General features: G+C 51.4%; 20 protein-coding genes. 5 read left to right on the top strand and 15 right to left on the bottom strand.

What is annotated here, in order from left to right; genetic code table 11:
* Window positions 1-46: 46 nt before the first annotated feature.
* Entirely contained in the window at window positions 47-2,029 is a 1,983-nt protein-coding gene (gene tkt, locus MCJ35_RS00505) for a transketolase (protein ID WP_025483487.1), read from the bottom strand.
* 271 nt (window positions 2,030-2,300) lie between these two features.
* Here tkt and MCJ35_RS00500 point away from each other — a divergent pair, with 271 nt between their 5' ends.
* Genes MCJ35_RS00500 through MCJ35_RS00485 form a run of 4 tightly spaced genes read left to right on the top strand, consistent with a single transcriptional unit; the run spans window position 2,301 to window position 6,696 of the window.
* Complete coding sequence (locus MCJ35_RS00500; RefSeq protein ID WP_025483488.1) at window positions 2,301-3,395, top strand: ABC transporter ATP-binding protein; 1,095 nt, start codon at window positions 2,301-2,303, stop codon at window positions 3,393-3,395.
* Entirely contained in the window at window positions 3,379-4,245 is an 867-nt protein-coding gene (locus tag MCJ35_RS00495) for an ABC transporter permease (RefSeq protein WP_025483490.1), read from the top strand. Before MCJ35_RS00500 ends, MCJ35_RS00495 begins: the two co-directional genes overlap by 17 nt.
* A gap of 29 nt (window positions 4,246-4,274) precedes the next feature.
* On the top strand, window positions 4,275-5,666 hold the full coding sequence (locus tag MCJ35_RS00490) for a DUF7088 domain-containing protein (protein ID WP_025483491.1): 1,392 nt from the start codon (window positions 4,275-4,277) through the stop codon (window positions 5,664-5,666).
* A gap of 13 nt (window positions 5,667-5,679) precedes the next feature.
* On the top strand, window positions 5,680-6,696 hold the full coding sequence (locus tag MCJ35_RS00485) for a DUF4340 domain-containing protein (RefSeq protein WP_025483492.1): 1,017 nt from the start codon (window positions 5,680-5,682) through the stop codon (window positions 6,694-6,696).
* A gap of 216 nt (window positions 6,697-6,912) precedes the next feature.
* Here the strand turns inward: MCJ35_RS00485 and MCJ35_RS00480 are convergent, their stop codons facing one another.
* From MCJ35_RS00480 to MCJ35_RS00445, 8 genes are all read right to left on the bottom strand, one after another.
* Window positions 6,913-7,605 carry a Crp/Fnr family transcriptional regulator gene (locus tag MCJ35_RS00480; protein WP_008721384.1) on the bottom strand — a complete coding sequence of 231 codons (693 nt, stop codon included), beginning with the start codon at window positions 7,603-7,605 and terminating at the stop codon, window positions 6,913-6,915.
* Window positions 7,606-7,659: 54 nt separating this feature from the next.
* Entirely contained in the window at window positions 7,660-7,866 is a 207-nt protein-coding gene (locus MCJ35_RS00475) for a hypothetical protein (protein ID WP_155858403.1), read from the bottom strand.
* A 301-nt stretch (window positions 7,867-8,167) separates the two neighbouring features.
* The gene (argH, locus tag MCJ35_RS00470) at window positions 8,168-9,547 is read right to left on the bottom strand and encodes an argininosuccinate lyase (protein WP_025483494.1); all 1,380 of its coding nucleotides are present in this window, start codon (window positions 9,545-9,547) and stop codon (window positions 8,168-8,170) included.
* 5 nt (window positions 9,548-9,552) lie between these two features.
* A complete protein-coding gene (locus tag MCJ35_RS00465) occupies window positions 9,553-12,690 on the bottom strand; it encodes a YfhO family protein (RefSeq protein WP_240299309.1) in 3,138 nt (1,045 codons plus the stop codon).
* Between the two features lie 15 nt (window positions 12,691-12,705).
* Window positions 12,706-13,134 (bottom strand): GtrA family protein, encoded by a 429-nt coding sequence (locus tag MCJ35_RS00460; RefSeq protein WP_025483495.1) that lies wholly within the window; start codon window positions 13,132-13,134, stop codon window positions 12,706-12,708.
* 159 nt (window positions 13,135-13,293) lie between these two features.
* A complete protein-coding gene (locus MCJ35_RS00455) occupies window positions 13,294-14,253 on the bottom strand; it encodes an FAD:protein FMN transferase (protein ID WP_025483496.1) in 960 nt (319 codons plus the stop codon).
* A 133-nt stretch (window positions 14,254-14,386) separates the two neighbouring features.
* Window positions 14,387-15,241 (bottom strand): D-amino acid aminotransferase, encoded by an 855-nt coding sequence (locus MCJ35_RS00450; protein WP_025483497.1) that lies wholly within the window; start codon window positions 15,239-15,241, stop codon window positions 14,387-14,389.
* Window positions 15,242-15,268: 27 nt separating this feature from the next.
* The gene (locus tag MCJ35_RS00445; protein WP_008721373.1) at window positions 15,269-15,733 is read right to left on the bottom strand and encodes an Lrp/AsnC family transcriptional regulator; all 465 of its coding nucleotides are present in this window, start codon (window positions 15,731-15,733) and stop codon (window positions 15,269-15,271) included.
* Window positions 15,734-15,818: 85 nt separating this feature from the next.
* Here MCJ35_RS00445 and MCJ35_RS00440 point away from each other — a divergent pair, with 85 nt between their 5' ends.
* Complete coding sequence (locus tag MCJ35_RS00440; RefSeq protein ID WP_025483498.1) at window positions 15,819-16,748, top strand: LysR family transcriptional regulator; 930 nt, start codon at window positions 15,819-15,821, stop codon at window positions 16,746-16,748.
* A gap of 8 nt (window positions 16,749-16,756) precedes the next feature.
* Here the strand turns inward: MCJ35_RS00440 and MCJ35_RS00435 are convergent, their stop codons facing one another.
* The 6 genes from MCJ35_RS00435 to MCJ35_RS00410 form a co-directional block, all read right to left on the bottom strand.
* Window positions 16,757-17,293 carry a hypothetical protein gene (locus MCJ35_RS00435; RefSeq protein WP_025483499.1) on the bottom strand — a complete coding sequence of 179 codons (537 nt, stop codon included), beginning with the start codon at window positions 17,291-17,293 and terminating at the stop codon, window positions 16,757-16,759.
* 4 nt (window positions 17,294-17,297) lie between these two features.
* The gene (locus tag MCJ35_RS00430; protein WP_240299308.1) at window positions 17,298-18,920 is read right to left on the bottom strand and encodes an AMP-binding protein; all 1,623 of its coding nucleotides are present in this window, start codon (window positions 18,918-18,920) and stop codon (window positions 17,298-17,300) included.
* 8 nt (window positions 18,921-18,928) lie between these two features.
* Window positions 18,929-19,930 (bottom strand): electron transfer flavoprotein subunit alpha/FixB family protein, encoded by a 1,002-nt coding sequence (locus MCJ35_RS00425; protein ID WP_025483501.1) that lies wholly within the window; start codon window positions 19,928-19,930, stop codon window positions 18,929-18,931.
* A gap of 15 nt (window positions 19,931-19,945) precedes the next feature.
* Window positions 19,946-20,734, bottom strand: a complete 789-nt coding sequence (locus MCJ35_RS00420) for an electron transfer flavoprotein subunit beta/FixA family protein (protein WP_025483503.1) — start codon at window positions 20,732-20,734, stop codon at window positions 19,946-19,948.
* Between the two features lie 12 nt (window positions 20,735-20,746).
* The gene (locus MCJ35_RS00415; protein ID WP_025483504.1) at window positions 20,747-21,889 is read right to left on the bottom strand and encodes an acyl-CoA dehydrogenase family protein; all 1,143 of its coding nucleotides are present in this window, start codon (window positions 21,887-21,889) and stop codon (window positions 20,747-20,749) included.
* A gap of 134 nt (window positions 21,890-22,023) precedes the next feature.
* Entirely contained in the window at window positions 22,024-23,208 is a 1,185-nt protein-coding gene (locus MCJ35_RS00410) for an acyl-CoA dehydrogenase family protein (RefSeq protein ID WP_008721360.1), read from the bottom strand.
* Between the last annotated feature and the right edge of the window lie 201 nt (window positions 23,209-23,409).

Raw genomic sequence — 23,409 nt, 5'->3', positions numbered from 1 at the left:
TTCGTTTTATAAATCTGGCTGAACCAGTTAAGGAAACAGACTTATATTACAGTGACTTCACAGCCTCCACCACGTTCTCAACCGTGAACCCGAACTTCTTAAACAGCAGTCCTGCGGGAGCGCTGGCGCCAAAGCCCTTCATGGTGACCGCAGCTCCGTCCAGGCCAACATATCTGCCCCATCCGAAGTCTCCCAATGCTTCCACTGCAACCCTCTTCCTCACTGCCTTTGGAAGAACCTTTTCCTTGTATTCCTCAGACTGCTCCTCGAATATATCCATACACGGCATGCTGACAACACGCACATCCATGCCTTCCTTAGCCAGCTCAGCCTTTGCGCCTACGGCCAGTTCAACTTCAGAGCCTGTGGCAATGATGATTGCGTCCGGAACTTCCTTGGAAGAATCCTCCAGGATATATGCCCCCTTCAAGGCTTCCTTGCTGGAGCCTGCCAACTGGGGCAGGTTCTGCCTTGTAAGCACAAGGGCGGTAGGTGTCTTCTGGGAGGAAACCGCGCTGTACCAGGCTGCTGCTGTCTCTGTCGCGTCAGCCGGACGGAATACGTGGAAGTTAGGCATGGAACGCAACATGGCCAGCTGCTCAATCGGCTCATGGGTAGGTCCGTCCTCGCCCACGCCAATGCTGTCATGGGTAAATACAAATGTCAGCGGCACGCCCATCAGTGCGGACAGCCTTGCCATCGGCTTGGTGTAATCACTGAACACAAAGAAGGTGGAGACAAATGCCCGCAGTCCTCCGTGAAGCATCAGGCCGTTTCCAATGGCTGCCATGGCCAGTTCGCGCACACCGAAGTGCAGGTTGCGTCCGGCATAGTTATCCTTGGAGAAATCCCCCATATCCGACATATAAGTCTTGGTGGACGGTGCCAGGTCTGCTGCGCCGCCAATCAGGTTAGGCATCAGGTTCTTAAGCTTCTGAAGCTGCTTGCCGGATAAGCTTCTGGTTGCATCCGGTTTCTCATCATATGCCCAGTATTCCTCACAGTCATATGCAGCCTTAGCCAGTTCCGGATTATGGAACTTGTCCCACATATCCTTCATCTCCGGATACTTCTGGCAATATTCATCAAATAAGGCATTCCACTCCGCCTCTGCCTGAGCGCCCTTTTCAGCGTGTGCCTTATAATTGGCATACACCTCATCCGGTACATAGAACGGTTCCATGGACGGCCAATTTAAATTCTCCTTCATGGCAGTTACATTATCATCGCCCAGAGGCTCGCCGTGAGCGCTGGCCTTGCCCTGCTTAGCCGGGCAGCCGTAGCCGATCTGGGTCTTAACCGTGATGAAGGAAGGACGTGTGGTATCTGCCTTTGCCTCCTCGATGGCCTTGCCGATGGCATCCAGGTCATTGCCGTCCTCCACGGTCAGCAGCTGGAATCCAAATGCCTCCATGCGCTTTTGTACATTCTCTGTAAATGCGATGTCCGTGCTTCCCTCAATGGAAATCTTATTGGAATCGTAGAACACGATCAGCTTGCTAAGGCCCAAGGTTCCTGCCAGTGAAAATGCTTCTGAGGAAATGCCTTCCATCATACAGCCGTCTCCGCCCAGCACATAAGTATAGTGATCAACCACCGGATATCCGTCCTTGTTAAACACAGCAGCCAGATGGGACTCAGCCATAGCCATACCCACAGCCATACCCATGCCTGCGCCCAGAGGTCCTGTTGTGGCCTCAACGCCAACCGTGTGGCCGTATTCCGGATGTCCTGGTGTCAGGGAATCCATCTGACGGAAATTCATCATGTCTTCCTTGGTCAGGCCATATCCAAACAGATGAAGCAGGGAGTAAAGAAGGGTTGAGCCGTGGCCTCCTGAAAGGATGAAACGGTCCCTGTTCTTCCACTGGGGATTCTTAGGATTATGGTTCATATGGTTGGCCCAAAGCTCGTAAGCCATGGCTGCTGAACCCAGAGGAAGTCCCGGGTGGCCTGATTTTGCCTTCTGTACAGCGTCTGCTGCAAGAACGCGGATTGCGTTGACTGACATGGTATCAATCTGATTCATAGTTCCCTCCATTCCGATGCCCTGAGGCATCACAATACATCTCATTGTGTTATTTTTTTACCAACTGTCCTATATTATACCAACTGATGCAATGCAGGGCAATACCCTTTCTTGCATTTTTCTGTGCAATATTTTGCGCCTTTGTGCGTGATTCTGCGAATTTAGAAACTATTATTAAAAAAATAATATTTTCAACACAATTTTATCACATTTTAATTTTAAAACTATTTGGTAAATATGCGTATAAATAACAGACGGGAGGAAACAACCAGTGATTGAAGTGAAAAATCTTGTAAAGGATTATGGCGGCCATCTGGCAGTGGATCATCTGAGCTTTACAGTGGAGGACGGGCAGATTTACGGCTTCCTTGGTCCCAACGGTGCCGGAAAATCCACCACCATGAACATCATGACAGGTTATCTGGGCGCCACAGAGGGGGAAGTGTTAATCGATGGACATAATATACTGGAGGAACCGGAACAGGCAAAAAAATGCATGGGTTATCTTCCTGAGGTACCGCCCCTGTATACGGACATGACCGTATATGAGTACCTTGTATTTGCCGCAAAATTAAAAAAGCTTCCAAAAGACAGCCTTAGGGCTTCCATTAACGAGGTCATGGAACTGGTAAAAATCGAGGACGTGAAAGGCCGCCTGATACGCAACCTTTCCAAGGGCTACCGCCAGCGGGTGGGTATGGCCCAGGCTATCCTCGGCAAACCGGATGTAATCATCCTGGATGAGCCCACCGTCGGACTGGATCCCAAACAGATTATCGAGATTCGGGATATGATCCGTGATTTGGGCAGGAAACATACGGTCATACTCAGTTCCCATATCCTCTCTGAGGTCAGTGCTGTCTGTGACCACATCATGATCATTTCCCAAGGGAAGCTGATTGCCAGTGACACGCCGGAGAACCTGGAGCGCCAGCTGGAGGGGTCCGCGGGACTGGAACTGGATGTAAAGGGCGCCAGGGATGATATCATGAACCTGCTGATGCCCATTTCCGCCATCACCGTAAGCAGCGCCCTTCAGGAGGAGGGAAATCCGGTCTGTCACCTGAGTCTCCAGGCGGACAGACATTCCCTTAACCAGACGGAAGATATACGCGAGACCTTGTTTTATACATTTGCACAAAACCACATGCCAATCCTCTCCATGTCCACATCAAAGGCATCTTTGGAAGAGGTCTTCCTGGAACTGACGGGGGAAGATTCATTTAAGGGAGAGAGTTCCTTGGAGGAAGAGAGTTCCTTGGAAGAAAAGAGTTCCTTGGAGGAAAAGAGTTCCTTGGAGGAAAAGAGTTCCCCAAAGGGAGAACACGGCAGAGAGGAGGGCAACATCAATGAAAGCGATTTATGAGCGTGAACTGAAATCCTATTTCCATTCCATGACCGGTTATGTGTTCATTGCCTTTGTAACCATGTTCATAGGCATTTACTTCATGGTTTTCAACATGATTAACGGATATCCGTATTTTTCCTATACCCTTAGTTCCATCCTGATGATCCTGATGATTGCAGTGCCCATACTGACCATGCGCAGCATGGCGGATGAACGCCGTTCCCGCACCGACCAGATGCTGCTTACAGCGCCTGTGTCTGTATGGGACATTGTCCTGGGCAAATACCTTTCCATGGTCACCATTTTCGCAATCCCCATGGTCATTGCCTGTCTCTGTCCCTTAATCATCAAGGCAAACGGGACCGCATACCTGGCGGAAGACTACGCCTCCATACTGGCATTTTTCCTCATGGGCTGTGTATACATTGCCATCGGACTTTTCATATCCTCCCTTACGGAAAGCCAGCTGATTGCGGCAGCGGGAACATTCGGGGTACTCCTGCTTTTAATCCTGTGGCCCGGGCTTTTAAACTTCCTGCCCTCCACCGCCTATGGCTCCCTGGCCGGGCTTCTGATTCTCTGGAGCCTTGTAAGCTTCGTCCTGTACCGTATTACGGGCCACGTTCCCCTGTCCCTTGGACTGGAAATACTGGGGGCGGCCGGACTTATCGGAACCTATCTGCTAAACCAGCGTCTTCTGGAACATGCGCTGAAAGATATCCTGGGGAAAATTGTCCTGACCGATGTATTTGATTCCATTGTCAACACCCATATCCTGGATATCGGAGGACTTGTGTACTATGTAAGCATGGCCGGCATACTTCTTTTTCTCACGGTGCAGGCCACCCAGAAGCGAAGATGGAGCTGACAGACAGGTCAGGCAGCAAGGAGGAAGAAATGACAAGAAAACTAAAAAAGGGCAGTTACATGGCGGTCTTCACCATTGTGGTCATTGCCGCCATCATCATCATGAATATGATTATAGGGAAAATTCCGGCAAAATACATGAAGCACGACTTAAGTTCCAGCCAGATCCTTACCCTGGGGGACACTACCAAAGATCTGCTTAACCAACTTGACAAGGATGTGACCATCCATATCGTAGCCAGCCCCGATACCGTGGATGACCGGATTACGTCCTTTGTAAAGCTGTACGCAGACCAGTCCAGCCATATCAAGGTATCAGAGGATGACCCGGTACTGCACCCGGATATCCTGACCACCCTGGATACGCAAACCAACCAGATCCTGGTAACCTGCGATGCCACCGGCAAAAAAACCGCCATCCCTTTCAGCGATATCATCCAGATTGATTTAATGGCCTACTACCAGTACCAGCAGGTACGGGAGACAGCCTTTGACGGGGAAGGACAGATTACCAGCGCCATCAACTATGTGACAAATGAAACCCGGACCACCGTATATACCCTGTCCGGCCACCAGGAAGCAGCCTTGTCCCCAACGGTCAGCGATGCCATGGATAAGTCAGGCATGGAAACCAAAGAACTGAACCTCCTGACCGACAGCGCCGTCCCCGGAGACTGCAGCCTGTTGATCATAAACAATCCCCAAAAGGATATCAGCGAGGATGAGAAAACCACACTCACCGATTACCTGAAGAACGGCGGGCACCTGCTGCTCCTGGCAGGCACCACCCAGGACACACTTACCAACCTAACCTCCCTGTGTTCCATGTATGGTATGGATTTAAAGAACGGTTTTGTAGCAGATTCAGCGCCGCAGCATTTTTATAACAACAATCCGTTTAATGTGATTCCGGACTATGATTTCTCAAGCGGTCTTTTAACCGGAGTGGACTCCGGTCAGGCGGCCCTGGCCGTACAGCCCTCTGGCATGACCATCCAGGATAACCTGCGGGACGGTCTGACCGTTTCCCCGTTCCTCACCACCTCTGATTCCGGGATCCTGGTCGACCCTGTCACACAGGAAAAGACAGACGGCACCTACACACTTGGCGCCGCCGCAGTAGAGACAGTCAATGAAGAACAGGATACGTCCTCCGTGTTCACAGTCATCACAGCCCCGGCTTTCATTGACAATGATATACTGATGCGTTTCCCGAATATTTCCAACCTGGCCATATTCATGAATGTCGTATCCTACAAAATGCCGGGTATCACCACCCTGTCCATTCCAAGCAAGAGTCTGGATATTACCTATAATATGATAACATCCGGTGGACTCTGGAGCGCCCTGTTCATCATCGTCATTCCGGTCATCTTCCTGATTGCTGGTTTTGTAATCTGGATGAAGCGCCGTAAGCTGTAAGGAGGCAATCTGAATGAAAAAGAAAGTAAACCCACTGGTCCCTGCCGCCGTTGTCCTGGTCGTCCTCTGCGCCGCCTACGGACTTATAACCTGGAACCAGCACAAGAAGGCAGATGCGCTTGCAGGGCAGACAGAAGACAGACAGATTTATGTGACCAATCTCCAGGGACTCACTTCCATCAGCTGGGAGAAGGATGGACAACAGGGCCTGGCTTTTAAAAAGGAGGGCGATACCTGGTATTACCAGTCTGATAAGGACTGTCCCATCCGCCAGTACACGGTTACCACGCTGGCGGATACGCTGGCACGTTTAAGTGCCGGGCGGCAGTTGGAAACACCGGACAGCCTGGATTCCTATGGACTTAACCCTCCTGCCGTAAAATTCTCCATGACATCAGAAGACGGGACATCCCAAACCCTGATGATTGGAAACCAGGTGGCTGGTACCGGTGACACCGCGGCCGGATATGCCAGTACTGCAGCTGAATACTATGCATGTCTGGAAGGCGGCAGCCAGGTATATACCATAGGAAACTATCTGACAGAAACATCCGGCAAAGGCCTTTATGACTTTGTGGAAACCGAATCCCTGCCCTATGTTGCCGGGACCGACATAAAGGAAATCACGGTTACCAGGAATGGCGCCACCAGGGTATTTTCCAAAAAGACTGTGGATGCGGATAACAATATTGCCTGGTATAAAGGTTCTCCTGATGATGAGGCAAACCGTCTCCCGGATAATTCCGACCTCAATAACCTGGCCGAGGCCATCAGCGGGCTGTCCATCCAGTCCTGCACCACCTATAAGGCAACGGACGAGGAACTGGGAAGCTACGGACTCTCCACCCCCGACATGACGCTTTCGTGGACATACGAAAAGGGCGGGGATACCGGAACCGTCACCCTTTTCATCGGAAGCCCAAATGACGAAGGAACCGGATATTATACCAGGATGGATGACTCCCGGGCCATTAACCTGATTTCTAAGGATGCTGTTGAAAAATGCCTTAATGCCGTGTATCCGGAATAGGCTACTATATACGGAATAAGCTACCCTATCCGGGATAAGCTACCCTATGCAGAACAAGCCATTATATACAAGCAATGTCAAAAGACGCCCTGCTGAAAATGCTGAGCGTCTTTTCTTTTCCATTCACCCTTATATCCTTATGTTTTTATATCCTTATACCTTTACGTCCTTATGTCCTTTATCTCCCCCACCGTTCTTCCCCCATACGCTTTCACCTCAGGCACCTTCCCTCTGTTCCCCGTCATAACGGTCATACAGCACAAAATGGTTTTTCTGGAAATCCAGGATTCCCTCGGTGCGCATCTTGCTCAGTTCATTGGACATGGCGCTCCGGTCCACGCACAGGTACTCTGCCAGCTCCTGCCGGTTATGGGGAATATCAAAGGCCCTTCCCCCCTGGGAGATGGCCTGCTCCGACAGATAGGACAGCAGCTTTTCCCTGGTTGACTTCCTGCACACATGTTCCAGTTTGTTCTCCAGCTTCACATTATGTTCCGACACAAGCCGCAGCATATTATGGATGAACCTGGTATGGAACTCGCAGGCCAGGGAACAGAATGTAATCATCCTCTGATAGTTCAGGAACAATGCCTCACACGGCCCCTCGGTCACCACACTCACAGGCAGCACCGGGGTCCTTGCACATGAATAAGACTCCCCGAACAGCTCCCCTTCCCTGATATGGTAAATCATCTCCTGGTGTCCCCAGAAATTCTCCTGTATCACGCGCGCCCTGCCTTTTAACAGAATCAGCACCTTATTGACCGACTCCCCCATCCGGAAGATATATTCCCCGTCCTCATAGGGCACCTGCTCTGCTGCGCAGCACTTTAAAAGCGTGTAAAGCTCGTTATCATTAATCCCATAGAATAATGGAGATTTTTTCACACGGTGAAGATATTCCTCCATACTCTCCCCTCTTTCCGTTGTTTTTACAACTAGCGCGATGTAAATATTATATATTTAATTATAAAATACGTCAAGACAATGTTTTTTAAGGACAGTTATGTCTGTATAGCCGGCTATATCCACAGGACCAGCCACATCCATCCAACCAGCCATGTCCATCCAACCAGCCACACCAACACAACCAGCCACACCAACACAACCAGCCACACCAACACAACCAGCCATACCAACACAACCAGCCACACCAACACAACCAGCCATGTTTGCCAACCCCATCACCACACGGATATAGCCCCCATACATCCATAACCAAAAGACACCAAAGGGATAAAGCCCCTTAATCCCTCAAATTACAGATTCAGGTTCTTTACCCCTTTGTCTTTTGAATCACATTACGGCTTTAACCGTTTCAACTGTGACCGTTTCAGTCCTAATCATTTCAGCCATAATCATTTCAGCCATAACAGTTTCAACTCCTGCCGCTACGGCTCCAGCTGCCACTTTTCATCCACACCTGCATTTCCATTGGCCGATATCCCCGCCAACGCGCTCCCCAGGGCGGTTACTCTGCCAGCATTTTTTTATAGATCCCAATCACCTGCTTCATGGCATCCTGTCCCGGGGCGCCGATGGTGATACGCTTTTCCACACATGTTTTCATGCTGATGGCATCATACACGTCCTCCTCAAATACAGGGCTTATCTGCCTGTACTCCTCCAGGGAAAGGTCGTCCAGGGCAATGCCTTTCTGGATGCACAGAAGGACCAGCTGGCCTACGATTCCATGGGCATCGCGGAAGGGGACGCCTTTTCCCACAAGATAGTCTGCCGCGTCCGTTGCATTGGTGAAACCGTTCTTTGCACTGGCCTCCATCACGTCCTTGCAAAAGTTCATGGTGGATATCATGCCTGTGAATAGGGCTAGACAGCCTTTCACCGTATCAATGGCATCAAAGGTAAGCTCCTTATCCTCCTGCATGTCCTTATTATAGGCCAGGGGAATGCCTTTCATGGTGGTCAGGAGGGATACCAGGGCGCCGTAGACCCTTCCGGTCTTGCCGCGGATCAGCTCCGCAATGTCCGGGTTCTTCTTCTGGGGCATGATGGAGCTGCCTGTGCTGTAGGAATCATCAATTTCCACAAAACGGTATTCGTTGGTGTTCCAGATGATGATTTCCTCACAGAACCGGCTTAAATGCATGGCAATGGTGGACAGGGCGCTTAACAGCTCAATCAGATAATCCCTGTCTGCCACGGAATCCATGGAATTCAGGGTCGGGCCGTCAAACCCGAGAAGGCTGGCTGTATATTCCCGGTCCAGGGGATAGGTGGTGCCCGCCAATGCGCCGGAGCCAAGGGGACAGCAGTTCATACGCCTGCGGATGTCCTGAAGCCTTGAGCGGTCCCTTGAGAACATCTCGAAGTATGCCCCCATGTGGTGGGCCAGCGTGATGGGCTGGGCTTTCTGGAGATGGGTAAATCCAGGCATGAAGGTATCTGTGTTGGCCTCCATGATGACCAGAAGTTCCTGTAACAGGTCTTTGACCAGCTTTTCTATCTCATCAATCTCATCCCTTGTATAAAGCTTCATATCCAGGGCCACCTGATCGTTACGGCTGCGTCCTGTGTGAAGGCGTTTACCTGCCTCCCCCACGCGCTCCGTCAAGGTTCCCTCCACAAAGGAGTGGATATCCTCATATCCGGAATCGGGGGATATGGTCAGCCGTCCATTCTCCAAATCGGATAATATGCTTTCCAATCCGCGGATAATATCATCCCTGTCCTGCGCTGAAAGGATTCCCTGCTTTTCCAGCATCTTCACATGAGCAATGCTGCCCTCTATATCCTGGTGATAGAATTTCTGGTCAAAGGACAGGGATTCGTTAAAATTGTGCACCAGCTGGTTTGTTTCCTTGGTAAAACGTCCACCCCATAATTTCATGGCTGTTATCTCCTTACTTTTTCGTATTTTTTCTGCTCTTTGCGTCTGACTGTGTATCCTGCCAGCACGATGATTCCCAGCACTGCGGCCGATGTCCCGGTAATCCATGCCCCGGTGCGAAGCCCCTCCGGCTCATATGTCATGCTGATTTCATGGGTTCCCCCGCTTAAGTCCACGGCCAGGAAGGTATCGAAAAGCTTTCTCGGTGCCACTTGATTGCCGTCCACCATTATGGTCCATCCCTTGTCATAGGGAATGCTGGTATACATGACGCCGGAACCATCTGCCGTGATACTGCCCTTAAGGGATGTATCGGTCCAGTTGGTCAGCGTGATGGGATTGGCGTTCATCTGTCCGTAAACAGCCTTCAGTCCCTCGGGATTGAATCTCCATACTTCAGCCTGCAGGGTAGGGTTCCCGTCGTCCCGGGATTCCATATAAACCTGCTCATCCTTGGTAATACGGCCCAGTTCAAGGAAATATCCCCTGTCCACATTGTCAAAGCTGTCCGAATGTTCTCCCACGGTAACGGATACTTCCTTTACCTTTTTATTGGTCACATATACATAGTAATCCCCGGTTGCCTCTGCTGTAAATGACAGCTTCTTGCCTTCCGTGACACTCTCATTGGGAATCAGCACGTGTTCGGTTCCCAGCACATCGCACAGGTCATTCTGTACCAGGGCCGGATTCCCGGAATCCGTAATCCAGTTGGCCTCCACATCCTTCGGCAGCATGAAGGCGACCGGAAGCGTGAATGCATTTTCATAAAGCCATACACCGCCCTTGCGCCCTGCCTGCTCCATCAGGATTCCCGTTGGCTGCTGGTCCGGGTAAAGTCCGTACCGCACGGAGAACAGGCTGTCCACCAGAGGGGTGCTTCCTGTAATGCTGTACGCATTGGTGGAGCTTTCACATCCCAGCACCCGGAAGAAGTCCGACAGGGACGCATCCGCCGTGGAGGAGAACAGGGATACTGATGGGAAATTCATCCATGCGCCGTCGTTCTTAGTCTTCCTGTCTGATTTTTCCACCCTGTAAAATGTATTCGGCTTCAGGTTCCACACCAGATCCTGCACATCCTGGTTATCCTTCACATAGGCGGTCCTGCTGGTAGTGGGGACACTGGTAACCGCTGTATTGACAGCAGCCTCAATGGACACCACGGCCAGCGCGGTCAGGACGATGGCATCCAGGCTCCATCTTCCTTTTTTATATTGATACACCAGTCCTGCGTACATGGCAATGAACAGGATGGCAACATAAAACACGGAGAAGTGATACTGTTCCGGGTTATCCACCAGCTTCTCTGCCAGAAGTATGAATATGACGGCGCCCCAGAAAGCCAGGCAGATATGTTTCCACGGCGTTTCCCTAAGGCCCGTATATGCCTGATAACACATCACCAGCATCAGTGCGATGTAAATAAAGGACTGCCTGCAGGGAAGGCTGTTGGGAAAATGGAAGCCGTGCCATATGAAGTTCAGCATATTAACGGAAAAGCTGGCATAAAACAGAAGAAGCAGGCCGCAGTACACTGCCTTTTCCCTGAACGCGATCTTCCGGCTGCCCAGATACAGAAGGAAGAACATAAGCACGGCAACACCGCAGTAAATATTGGGCCAGTGGTCCAGCCCGATTTCCGTGCCCACATTCCCTATATGTCTGGCAATCATGTCGAAGATGGAAAAATAGGAGGAAACGGTCTTGGGGAAATCAAAATTCCCGGAAGCAGTTGCCTGGAGCGCATATATCTCCGGCAGCAGCACAACCGCCGCCAACCCTCCGGCCAAAAGGGAATATACGGCAAAGCGGACACCTGTCAGCACCAATCTTCCCAGTCCTTTGGGAGGATTCATGATTACCTGGGCAATGACATAGATGACCATGAAAATACATATCATGATGGATATATAATAATTGGAAAGGATGGACAGGCCCAGGGTAATGCAGTAGAGCAGTCCGCTCTCCCCCTTAACCAGCCGCTCAAGCCCAAGAAGGATCAGCGGGAACAGGAGGATGCAGTCCAGCCACATGATGTTCCAGCTGTACGCCGCCATATAACCGCTCAGCGCATAAAAAATCCCGAAAAGCCCAACACCAAAATCCCTGGTGCCGAAATGCTTTTTCAGATACCATGCAAAGCTAAGCCCTGACAGTCCAATCTTCAGCACAATCACCAGCGTCATGAATTCTATGATGAACTGCTTGGGACAGAACATCAGAAGCCAGTTCACCGGGCTGGCCAGATAATAGGCATAAAGGGCTGAAAAATTCACACCCATGCCAATATCCCAGCTGTACAGCAGGCTTCCCCCGTGGGTCAGCTTATACTGGAACTCCGAAAAAAACGGGGCATACTGGTGATACATATCCGTCCTTAAGAAGCTTTCCTCCCCAAAGGGGAAAATGCCTCTCTGGGCAAATATGATGATCATCACAATGACAGGCACGAAAAATGCCGCAGCCAGGCCATCCGACGGCTTCAACAGCCGAAGGCTGCGTATGGGCCGGACCCTTCCCTGGCCCGAATACCCGTCCATTTTCACATTTGGCTGGTCGTCCCGATTCCATTCCGGCTGGTCGTCCCGATTCCACTCCGTCCGGTCGTCCCGATTCCACTCTACCCGGCCGTCCTGGGACCACTCCGTCCCATCGTCCAAATCCCAGTCATCCTCGCCATCCGGGCCGTTGTCCTGCTGCCAATCCGTTATACCGTCCCGGGCCATTGCCCCTTCCGGCCGTCCGCCCCTGGCCGGATTCCAAAAGCCATGCTTTTTCCCTTTATCCGCTTTTCCCTGCGTCCTTTTCCGCCCTGACTGGCTTTCTTTTTTTTCTTTCCCTGAATCCGTAACAGTTTCCTCCGGCGCATTTTCCTGCGAAGGGAGCTGTTCCTCATTCTTTATCTCTTCTTCACCGGGAGCCTTATTCGGCATAGTCTGTACTCCAATCTCTTCCTGCTCCCCGGAAAAAGCCCATTCCTCCCGGGCCATTTCCTTTGAGCCTTTTATCTTCTGTTCTCCTGCTGCCTCCTGGTCCGTATCCATCCCCGGAGTTTTATCCTGCATGGGCGCTTCCGGCTGAACAAGCTTTAAGATTGCATCCAGCTCACGTTCAACCCGCTCGATCTCATCACGTTCCATCACAGTCACCTTTCCCTACTCAGGCTTATTCTTGAATATCCACAGCTTGCTGAAAACATAATTCAACACCATGTTAAGCACAGAGGATGTGAATTTACAGAATAACTCATATACAAACCCCCTGTCTCCCCCCAGTTTCACCATGACCACCATAAGGACCCATGTAACCACGCCGGAAAATGCCCTGGCTGCCACAAACGCCCCTGCCTCCTTCACCAGATAGGAGGGCCTCATGTTATAATTGCGGAAGACAACCAGCTTGTTCACCACATAGGCAAACAGGACAGCCGCCATCCAGGACAGGGCCTGGGATATCCCCACCCCTATATCCATCTGTCTTAAAACCGTATATACGGCAAAGTCCACTGCCGTGGTAAGGAAACCACATATCAGGTAACTGACCGTTTCATAATTCACACATTTTTCCCATATCTTATGCAGCATTTTTGCTCCTTTGGAAATCAAGGTATCCTTTCCTTATTATATTCATGGAATCCAGCCTTCCTGAAACGGCCGCACATTCCCATCCATCATACCATACCTTTTCCAGCCTTTCAATATTGAGGTGAGGAATCTGAGGCCAAAATCTGAGGCCAAAAAACTTCAGTCCAAAAACCCTTCTGCGCCCTCAGTATAGTGCAGCGTCCCGTCTTCGGTCATGAATACCGCATATATCCCATCCATGCCATCAATCAGCGCCATCCCCTTCTCTAAGCCAAGGGCAAAACAGGTGGTGCTTAAACCGTCGCCGTCCACGGAAAGAGGCGAGATGATTGAAACCTGTATCAGGCCGTTCTCATAAGGATAACCAGTGGATGGGTCCAGTATGTGGTGATAGTTGACGCCGTCTTTTATGAAATGGCGCTCATAGACACCGGACGACACCACGGACATGTCGGTAATATCCAGGGCCGCCACTGTTTCGGTATGGGTGGCATAGGGCTTTTGGAGTCCGATCTTAAAGGGACTGCCGTCAGGACGGCTGCCTACGCACAGGACGTTGCCTCCCAGGTTGATGACGGCGCTGTTTACGCCCTTTTCCTTCAGGTAAGCCTTCATCTCGTCTGCAATGAAGCCTTTTGCAATGGCGCCAAGGTCAATGGTTGTCCCATCATTTGAGAAGGTCACCTGGTTTCCATCCAGTGTGACATTTTCATATCCTACCTTTTTCAGGTCCTTTTGGATTTCATCCGGCCGGGGAACCTGGGGATCCCTGCCTGTGAAGTCCCAGAGCGTGCTTAAGGGTTCGATGGTAATGTCAAAGGCCCCCTCTGAAATACGGCTGTATTCCAGCCCTTTCTGCAGGACACGGGCCGTGCCGCCGGAAACCGTGAAGGTGCGATCCCCTGCTTTTCTATGGTTCATCTGGTAGATTTCACTGCTTTCCAGGGTTTTGCTCAGAAGCTTTTCATAATCAGAGCACAGCTCCATGCAGCCGTCCAGGATGGTCTCGTCCTGAGAATCATACAGGGTCACTGTAATGAACGTGTTCAACAAAAAAGACGACCGACTGACAGGATCCGCATTCTTCCTGCTGCATCCTGCCAGCCAAGCCGTACCTATTATGATTATACTGATTAATAATGATATCTTTGCGCCTGTCTTTTTCATGCCTTTCATTCTATCACTGCACCTTGTAAAAGTCAAGGCAGCCAAACCCTTGCCTTACACAATTAACTGAGAAATATAGCACCCGCTATCTGCCCAAGGCAGTACCGGTTTCCTCAAGGAATTCAGACTTCACCGCATCCTGTATCCTCTTAAGGAGTCCCGGCGCCTTTCCTCCTACGGGCCTGCCGTCTATCTCATCCGCCGACATGCACAGCTTGGTGGATGAGGTTACCAGCACCTCGTCGGCATCCATCAGCTCCTTGAGGGTATATGGCGTCTCGCTCACAGGAATCCCCAGCTTCTTACAATTACTGATCAGATGCGCCCTTGCAATGCCGGGAAGGATCAGGTTGTCTGCCGGGGCCGTGTACAGGATTCCTTCCTTTATTATATGGCAGTTGCTGTGCGCACACTCCGTCACGCGGCCGCCGCGGTGGAAAATGGCTTCCTGGCACCCGGCCTCGCTGGCTTTCTGGGCAGCCATGACGCTGGGAATCAGGTTCAGGGTCTTTATATTACAGTGGAAGAAACGTGTGTCCTCCACTGTTATCAGCTTGATTTTCGCTGTCAGCTCCGGTGCTTTCTGGGGTTTTAACATGACCCATAGATTGGCCGGACAGTCCGCCGGGAACTCATGGGAACGCGCGGCCGTGCCTCTTGTCACCTGATAATATACGAACAGGTCCCCTGTGTCCATCTTCCTGACCAGGTCATTTAACAGGGCCTTCAGCTCCTCCTTGGTACAGGGCATCTGTATCTTCATAAGTCCTGCGTTGTTAAAGAAGCGGTCCACATGCTCGTCCAGGGCAAATATATGATAGTTGCGGCAGGGGCCCGCGTCATACACGCCGTCCCCGAACCAGCATACCCGGTCATTCATGGGAATGGTCATGTTATCAATTTCGTCATACCTTCCATTATAATAGCCCAATGTCTTCATTCTTATTATCTCCAATCATTCATGTGTTCAGAAGCGCTTCTTTTCCTCTTCCGGGATGGCGGAATATACATTTTTGATTTCTTTTAATACAAAATGCGTCCTGGTGGCCGAGACGCCCGGTATGCTTTTGATGGTCCTGTGAATGCTTTCCAGTTCATCTGAGGAGGAGCAGGATATCTTCAGCACAAAATCATAATCCCCTGTCAGATAGTAGCAGTCCAGAATATTGGGATGTTCCAGGATTATCTCCGTGAAGGAGTCATGGAACCTGGGATGCTCCAGGCTGATTTCCATCAGGGCCGTCACATCATTGCCCAGGGCCTTTGCATCCACCCTGACCGTGTATCCCTTTATGATCCCGGCTTCCTCCATCTTCTTAATACGGTCCAGCACAGCTGACACAGACAGATGGATGGCCTTGCTGATATCGGATGCTGTCTCCCGTCCATTTTCCTTTAGTATGTTCAGTATTCTGTAATCCAGTTTATCCATGTTAACCCCCTGCTGTTTTCCTTTTCAAAATTCCGGTTCTGGTATATACTGGTATAGTATAACATAAAAATACCAGGAGTTGTATATGAATCTTTCTTATTTGAAGTACGCCGTTGAAGTGGAAAAAACCGGTTCCATCACAAAAGCAGCCCAGAATTTTTATATGAACCAGCCTCATCTGAGCAAGATCATCCGGGAACTGGAGCGCGAACTGGGATGCCCCATATTCGACCGCACCAGCCGCGGCATGGTCCCCACCAGACGTGGGGAGGAATTCCTCCGGTATGCCAAGGCCATCCTGGTCCAGGAGGAACAGATTGAGGCCCTCTGTGTCAAAAACAGCGAACGGGCCCTGGAGGTCAGCTTAAGCGTGCCCAGGGCCACCTATATTTCCTATGCGTTTACCGATTACCTGAAGGACATGCGGGCCTTCCCCAGCGTAAGCCTCAGCTACAAGGAAACCAATTCCAAGGATACCATACGCGGCGTGTCCTCCAAGGCCTTTGACCTGGGGATCATACGCTGCCAGGCCCTCTATGAGAATTATTACATGAAAATGCTTCAGGATGAAAACCTGGACTGGAAGGAACTGTGGGAATTCTCCTGCAACGTGCTCATGTCCCCCAATCATCCCCTGGCGGACAGGGACAGCCTTACCTATCTGGACTTTACAGACTGCCTGGAGATCGTCCAGGGCGATATCCAGAACCCGTCCTTTACCTTTGAAGCGCAGGACGCCTCTGCCACAGGCGGAAATTCGCGTAAAACCATTTCCATCTATGACAGAGGCAGTCAGTTTGAGATATTGAAGCAGATTCCCGGTTCCTATATGTGGACCTCCCCGGTGCCTTACAGCTGCCTGGAAAGCACCGGCCTGATCCAGAAGCACTGCAGCTATCCCGGCAATATCCACAAGGATATGTTAATCTACAGAAGCGGTTACTCCTTCTCAAAGGATGAGAACGAATTCCTTCAATGCCTGGCCCGGATGATCAGCCGCCTGTCAGAACGGTAAGGCGGCTTTTACTTTGCTCCGGACTGCCAGTAAGGCGAGACCTGGTCCAAAGGCATTTCCACAAGTCCCAGCTTACTCACATAACCATAGACCACAAACCCCCGCTTACACCAGAACGTGCATTCCAGGCATGGGTCTTCATCACAATAGGAAAATGCATCCTCATCCGCCAGGGCAAACACGCAGGGGGACCGTTTTCCAGGCCCTATATATTTCATGTAGCCCCCGGTAAAGGTTTTCAGATAGAGCCACTCCAGTTCATGGCCCTCTTCCATATCAAAGAATACCTGGACGGCGTTGTCGTTATAGCCGCCCACAATCTTATAACTCAAGGTGCCGCACCTTCCCATGACCTCAGTCCGCACAGGTACCAGCGGCTCCATCCTGATGCCGCAGCAGCTTATGTCAGGTTCTGCCTGGGTCCATCCGGTGCGCTGGTAGACACTTCCGCAGGTATGGCAGCGGTAAAACACCACGCCGGGACACTGGATAAGGGGCTTTCTGGCGGCCCGGCTTCTTCTGGGGCCAAAAACCTGCTCTTTCAAAGCCTCACCCCCTCTTCTTCAAGTCTTCCAGAAGCAGATATTTTTTCACCTTGCCGCTTCCGGTTCTCGGGATTTCTTTTATCTGTTCCAGCCGTTCCGGCCAGTAACGCTTGGGCACGTGTTTTTCCTTCATGAAGGTCAATACCTGTTCCAGGCTCACGGATACCCCCTGTTCCGGAACCACATACGCACATATACGCTCGCCCAGCCGTTCGTCCGGCATTCCGATTACAGCATGGTCCGCCACACCAGGACATCCCTCCATGGCTTCATCGATATAGTTAGAATTCAGGTTTTCCCCGCCTCTGACAATCATGTCCTTCTTTCTGCCCACAATGCGGATATTACCCGCTTCGTCCATGACGCAGAGGTCACCGCTGTAAAACCAGCCGTCATCGGTAAGGACCCGGTCCGTTTCCTCCCGGTCCTTAAGGTAGCCCACGAACACATTGGGTCCCCTGGATATCTCCTCACCCACGGTTCCCGGCGCCACATCCCTGCCCCGTTCATCCACGGCCCGGACCTGGATTCCCTCAAGGGGACGGCCCGATGTCCTTTCTTTTAACGTCAGCGCTTCCCGTGGCCTGACAAACACATGAGGCACGCTTTCCGTGGATCCATATACCTCGCACAGGCAGATACCAAAGGACGATGCCCGCAGGACCATGTCCTCAGGCACAGGCGCCCCGCCGCACAGATAGAACTTCAGGCTCCCAATGCCTCCCCCCTCCTTTTCCAGATATTTTAAGATATCGTAGATAAACGGGGTGGAACCCATGGAATACGTGCATTTCTCCCGGTTCATAAGCTCAATCGCCTCGGGGCATTTAAACTTTTGCTGAAGCACCACCTTTGCCCCCAATAACATGGGGGCAATGATGCCGTGGTGGAAACCAGTGGCATGGTTCAGGGGCGCGGGCATGAACATGATGTCATTTTCGTCCAGGCCAAGCTCCCGGTTGAATTGTTCCTCGCTGAATATGATGTTGCTGTGGGTCAGCATCACACCCTTATTGCTTCCGGTTGTTCCCGATGTGCCCAGTATCAGCGCCACACAAAGCCCGTCCATCCGGCCGTATTCCTCTTTTGGAAGCGGACCGTAGGTTTCAAGGATTTCCCTGTAGGTTGTAAATCCGCCTTTGACCGGGCCTAAGCTGTCCAGGAATACCACATGCCGTAAGGATGCTATCCTGTCCATGACTGCCAGGAGCCTTGCCTCATAATCCTTGCCGCGAAACCAGGCAGTGCCGAAATATATCTTTGTATCGGCTTTGTTCATGGCATGGATCAGATCAGGCTCTTCGTAGCACATGGCAATGGGATGCATCACGGCCCCCGCCTTAAGGCAGCCGATGGCGATTACAATGAACTCGCTCCACACCGGCACCTGAAAGGATACACAGTCTCCCGGTACAATCCCCATATCCTTTAAATAGGAAGCTATCCTGGAGGAAAGGACATCTATCTGGCTGTAGGTATGACGGTTCCCCCTGTCATCCACCACATATTCCCTGTCCGGGAACCGCTCCACGGTCCGCATGAAGCGGTCCAGGAGGGTTTCATGTCCCCAGTATCCCTTTTCCAGGTAATACTCCTTCTGCTTCTGGTTTACCTTCATTCCATCCATCACATTCCTCAGGCCTGCTTCCTGGCTTTTAACTCCTTAATCAGGGCAGGGACAATCTCAAACAGATCCCCCACCAGGCAGTAATCCGCCACCTCAAATATAGGAGCTGAGGCATCCTTGTTAATGGCTACAATGGTTCCCGATCCGCTCATACCCGCCACATGCTGGACCGCGCCGGAAATCCCGCATGCAATATATAATTTGGGCGTCACCGTGGAGCCGGTCTGTCCCACCTGTCTGGACTGCGGCATCCAGCCCGAATCCACTGCTGCCCTGGAGCAGCCCACTGTCCCGCCTAAAAGGCCGGCCAGCTCCTTGAGTATTGCAAAGTTCTCCGGATTCTTCATACCGCGTCCGCCGGATACAATCACATCCGCCTCTCCCACCGGTATGGTGCCGTCCGCACAGGCCTTTATGAAATCCACTACCTGGGTACGGATATTTCCTGCATGGATATCCTCCCGTATGACCACTGCCTGGTTCCCTTCCACAGGAGCCGGCTTCTTAAATGCGCCAGGCCTTACGGTTCCCATCTGGGGACGTGTGTCACTGCAGAGGATCTGTGCATACAGGTTGCCTCCGAAGGCAGGCCGTTCCCATACCACGTTGCCCGTATCCTCCACACTGAGGGCCGTGCAGTCCGCTGTCAGGCCGGTGTGAAGGCTTACCGCAAGCTTGGAGCCCAGGTCCCTGCCATTGATGGTTGCTCCCACCAGAATGGTGTTGGGGCTGTATTTCCTGCACAGCTGCAGGAAGGCGTATCCGTATCCGTCCGCCGAATAATGGCGGTACTCATCCCCCTGCACCACATAAATCTTATCCGCGCCGTGTCTTTGCGCTTCCTGGATGCCTTCCTCCACATCCTTTCCTATCACCACCGCGCAAAGCTGCTGTCCCAGTCCCTCTGCCAGCTTCCTGCCCTGCCCCAAAAGCTCCAGTCCAACATTTTTGGGGGTTCCTTCAAAACATTCAATAAACACCCATACGTCCTTATATTGCTCAAAACCCATGATACTTCCCCCTTTCTACAGTACCTTTGACTCTTTCAGACAGTCCAGGAGCGAGGCCGCCATCTTCTGGGGACCACCCTCTATGTGTACCCCAGTGGCCGTGCGCTTTGGGGTAAAGGTTGCTTTCACCTTGGTAGGTGAACCCTTTAAACCGATTTTCGTGGTGTCAATGATATCCTTCATGTCTTCAAGGGTCAGTTCCGGTATCTCAGCCCTCAGGGATTCCAGTTTCCCCTTAATGGTTGCATAGCGCGGCTTATTGGTTTCCTTGGTGGCAGTACACAGCACGGGAAGCCTTGCCTCAATGACCTCCACGCCCTCTTCCACCTGGCGCTTTGCAGTCACCTTATCCCCCTCTATTTCCATGGACACAATATAGGTAAGGCGTATCATGTCCAGGTGCTCTGCAATACTGGGGGCTGTCTGCCCCGTGTCACCGTCAATGGCCTGTTTGCCCCCCAGCACCACATCAAATGGGCCCAGATGCCGGATGGCGCTGGATAAGATGTAGCTGGTTGCATAGGTATCGGAACCGCCGAAAGCCCGGTCCGTAATGAGATAAGCCTGGTCCGCGCCCATGGAAAGCGCTTCCCTCAGCACTGCCTTGGCCTGAGGCGGCCCCATGGACAGGACTGTCACGCTCCCGCCGTAAGTATCCTTCAGCTGAAGGGCTGTTTCCACTGCATTCCTGTCAAAGGGATTTAAAATGCTGGGAACGCCGGTGCGTATCAAAGTATTCTTTACCGGATCAATCTTTATCTCTGTTGTATCCGGAACCTGTTTTACACATACAACAATCTTCATCATAATCCCCCTTTATCTGTATTCCTTATTCAGGACATTTGCTATGGTCATGCGCTGTATCTGGTTGGTGCCCTCGAAAATCTGGAATACCTTCACATCGCGCATCAGCTTTTCAACCGGGTATTCCCGGCTGTATCCGTATCCGCCAAAGACCTGTACCGCGTTGGATGTGACTTCCTGGGCACAGTCCGTGACAAAGGTTTTGGTGATGGAACCTTCCTTCTGGACCAGACTGCCCGCATCCATCATCCTCATCGTATTATTGACAAGACATCTGGAAGCTTCAACCTTAATCGCCATATCGGCCAGCAGCGCCTGGACCATCTGGAAATTAATAATGGGGGTATTGAACTGCTTGCGCTCCTTTGCATATTTCACAGCCTCATCCAGCGCCCTCTGCATGATGCCCACGGCCAGGGTTGCCACAAAGGCCCTGGACAGGTTAAGGGCATTTAATGCCAGTTTAAAACCGGAGCCCTCCGGCCCCAGCATGCGGTTCCTGGGAACCCTTACATTTTCAAAAATCAGGTCCGTTGTATTGGAAAGCCTGAGCCCCATCTTGTTTTCATGGGCGCCCACCGATACCCCCGGCATGTTCCTGTCAATAATAAAGGCCGAGATACCTTTGTGTCCTGCCTCCGGGCTGGTCTTAAAAAAGCCCACATAGATGTCCGACAGGGCGCCGTTGGTAATAAAGGTCTTGGTGGCATTGAGGACATACTCATCGCCGTCCAGCACGGCGGTTCCCCTGATGCCTGCCGGGTCGGAACCTGCGTTGGGTTCCGTGAGGGCAAATCCTGCAAAGCTTCCCCGGTTGATGATATCCGCAAAATACTGGGCCTGTTCCGGCGTCCCGGCCAGGATGACGTTGCGCAGCGCCACAAAGGTGGTAACAAAGGTGATTGCATAACCGGCGTCCACCTTTGCCAGCTCCTCAAAAATCATGGCCGTTGTCTCATAACTTAAGCCGGTTCCTCCATACTGGGCCGGTATTTCCAGCATGTGCAGGCCCATCTTAAACCCCCAGTCAAACAGCTCCCTGGGGCACTCTCCCTTTTCGTCCGCTTCCTGGACATATGGCTTGATTTCATGTTCCGCCATATCCCGGACCAGGGCAATGAGTTCTTTTTGTTCCTCTGTATATAGTAATGCCATTTTCTTTCCCCTTCCCTCTCTTTATGATGAACCGCCTTCCCCATCCCCGGCCGGCAGTCCGGCCGGAATATGCATGGACAGGGCTGCCGGCCCTGTCCATACGGGATGTAAGGCTATGTGTCCCGGCCGGATACTTAGATTACATACTCTACCTGACCGCCGAATTTAACCGCGCTTTTAGCAATGGTAATGCGCTGTACGGTGGGGGCGCCTTCCTCCAGCCACATGGCGCGGCAGTCGCGGTACATGCGCTCAACCGGACCATAGGGATTGTCCTCAAAGTAACCCACGCCCCCGAAGATTTCCAGCATTTCATCGCTTACCAGCCTTACGGTATCAATGCTGAACAGCTTGCACATGGCTGCCTTTTCCTCTATGTACTTCCCGTCGGCCTGCACCTCATAATCCTTTGCAAAATCATATACCATACAGCGCAGGGCATGGATGTTCATCTGCATATTGGCAAGCTTCATCTTAATCGCCTGACGCGTGACAATGGGCTTGCCGAAGGTTACGCGGTCAGCCGCGTACTTTAAGGACATTTCCAGCATCCTCTGTGCCATACCCAGGTTGCTGGCAGCGATATGGGCCCTGGAGACAGATAAGGAGTGGAGGGCAATCTCAAGTCCCTGGCCTTCCTGGCCCAGTAAATATTTTTTATCGATGCGGCAGTCCGTGAACTTAAGGTCGCCATGGCCGGCTCCCCTGCATCCCATCATGTGGGGCATGTTGATTACCTCAAAGCCCGGGGCATCCATGGGAACGAAAAATGCGGATAAACGGTCGGCCTTATCAGACTCCGGATTGGTCACTGCAATGACATACGCAAACTCGCAGCAGTCCGTATGGGAAATCAAGGTCTTTTCCCCGTTTAAGATGTAGCTGTCCCCGTCCCTTACCGCGGTTGTATGCAGGTCAGCGCCTGTTCCCCCGGTGGCCTCCGTCAGGGCAAAACAGGTGAACACGGATTTGTCCTGGAATTTAGGCATGTATTCCGCCTTCAATTCATCATTTCCGTAATCATCCAGGATCCTCCAGTTCAGGTCCATCGCATAATGCAGATGCATCCTCATCCCGCCTGGACCTCTGGAAAATTCCTCCTGTACCTGAAGGATCTCCAGCTCTGACAATCCGTATCCGCCGTATTCTTCAGGAAGCGCACAGCGGTACAGGTCATTCTCAATGGCCAGGTCATAAAACTCCTGCGGGAACTTGTTGGTAACTTCCACTTCTTTTTGGATTTCCTCCAAGGGGCCTTCGGCAAGCCTGCGGATCTGCATCAGATAATCCTGGAACTGCTGGGGTGATAATTTGCTCATAGGGTAATTCCTCCTTGTTATATTTATTTTTATCAATTTTTTAACAATCTCTTGATGATTCCATTATAATATATATTGTTTCACATATCCAATCGGCCTTTTCCCAAGTTTTGTGCACAATCTATAGATTATACCTATGATTTCTGTTTTCTATTGTGCATATCAACATTGTATGATATATTGTCCCCATCAGAAATCAAT

This window comes from Enterocloster sp. OA13, assembly GCF_022440595.1.
Taxonomy (GTDB): Bacteria; Bacillota; Clostridia; order Lachnospirales; family Lachnospiraceae; genus Enterocloster; species Enterocloster hominis.
The sequence above is the reverse complement of the archived record's forward strand: the minus strand, read 5'-3'. Positions and strand labels throughout refer to the sequence as shown.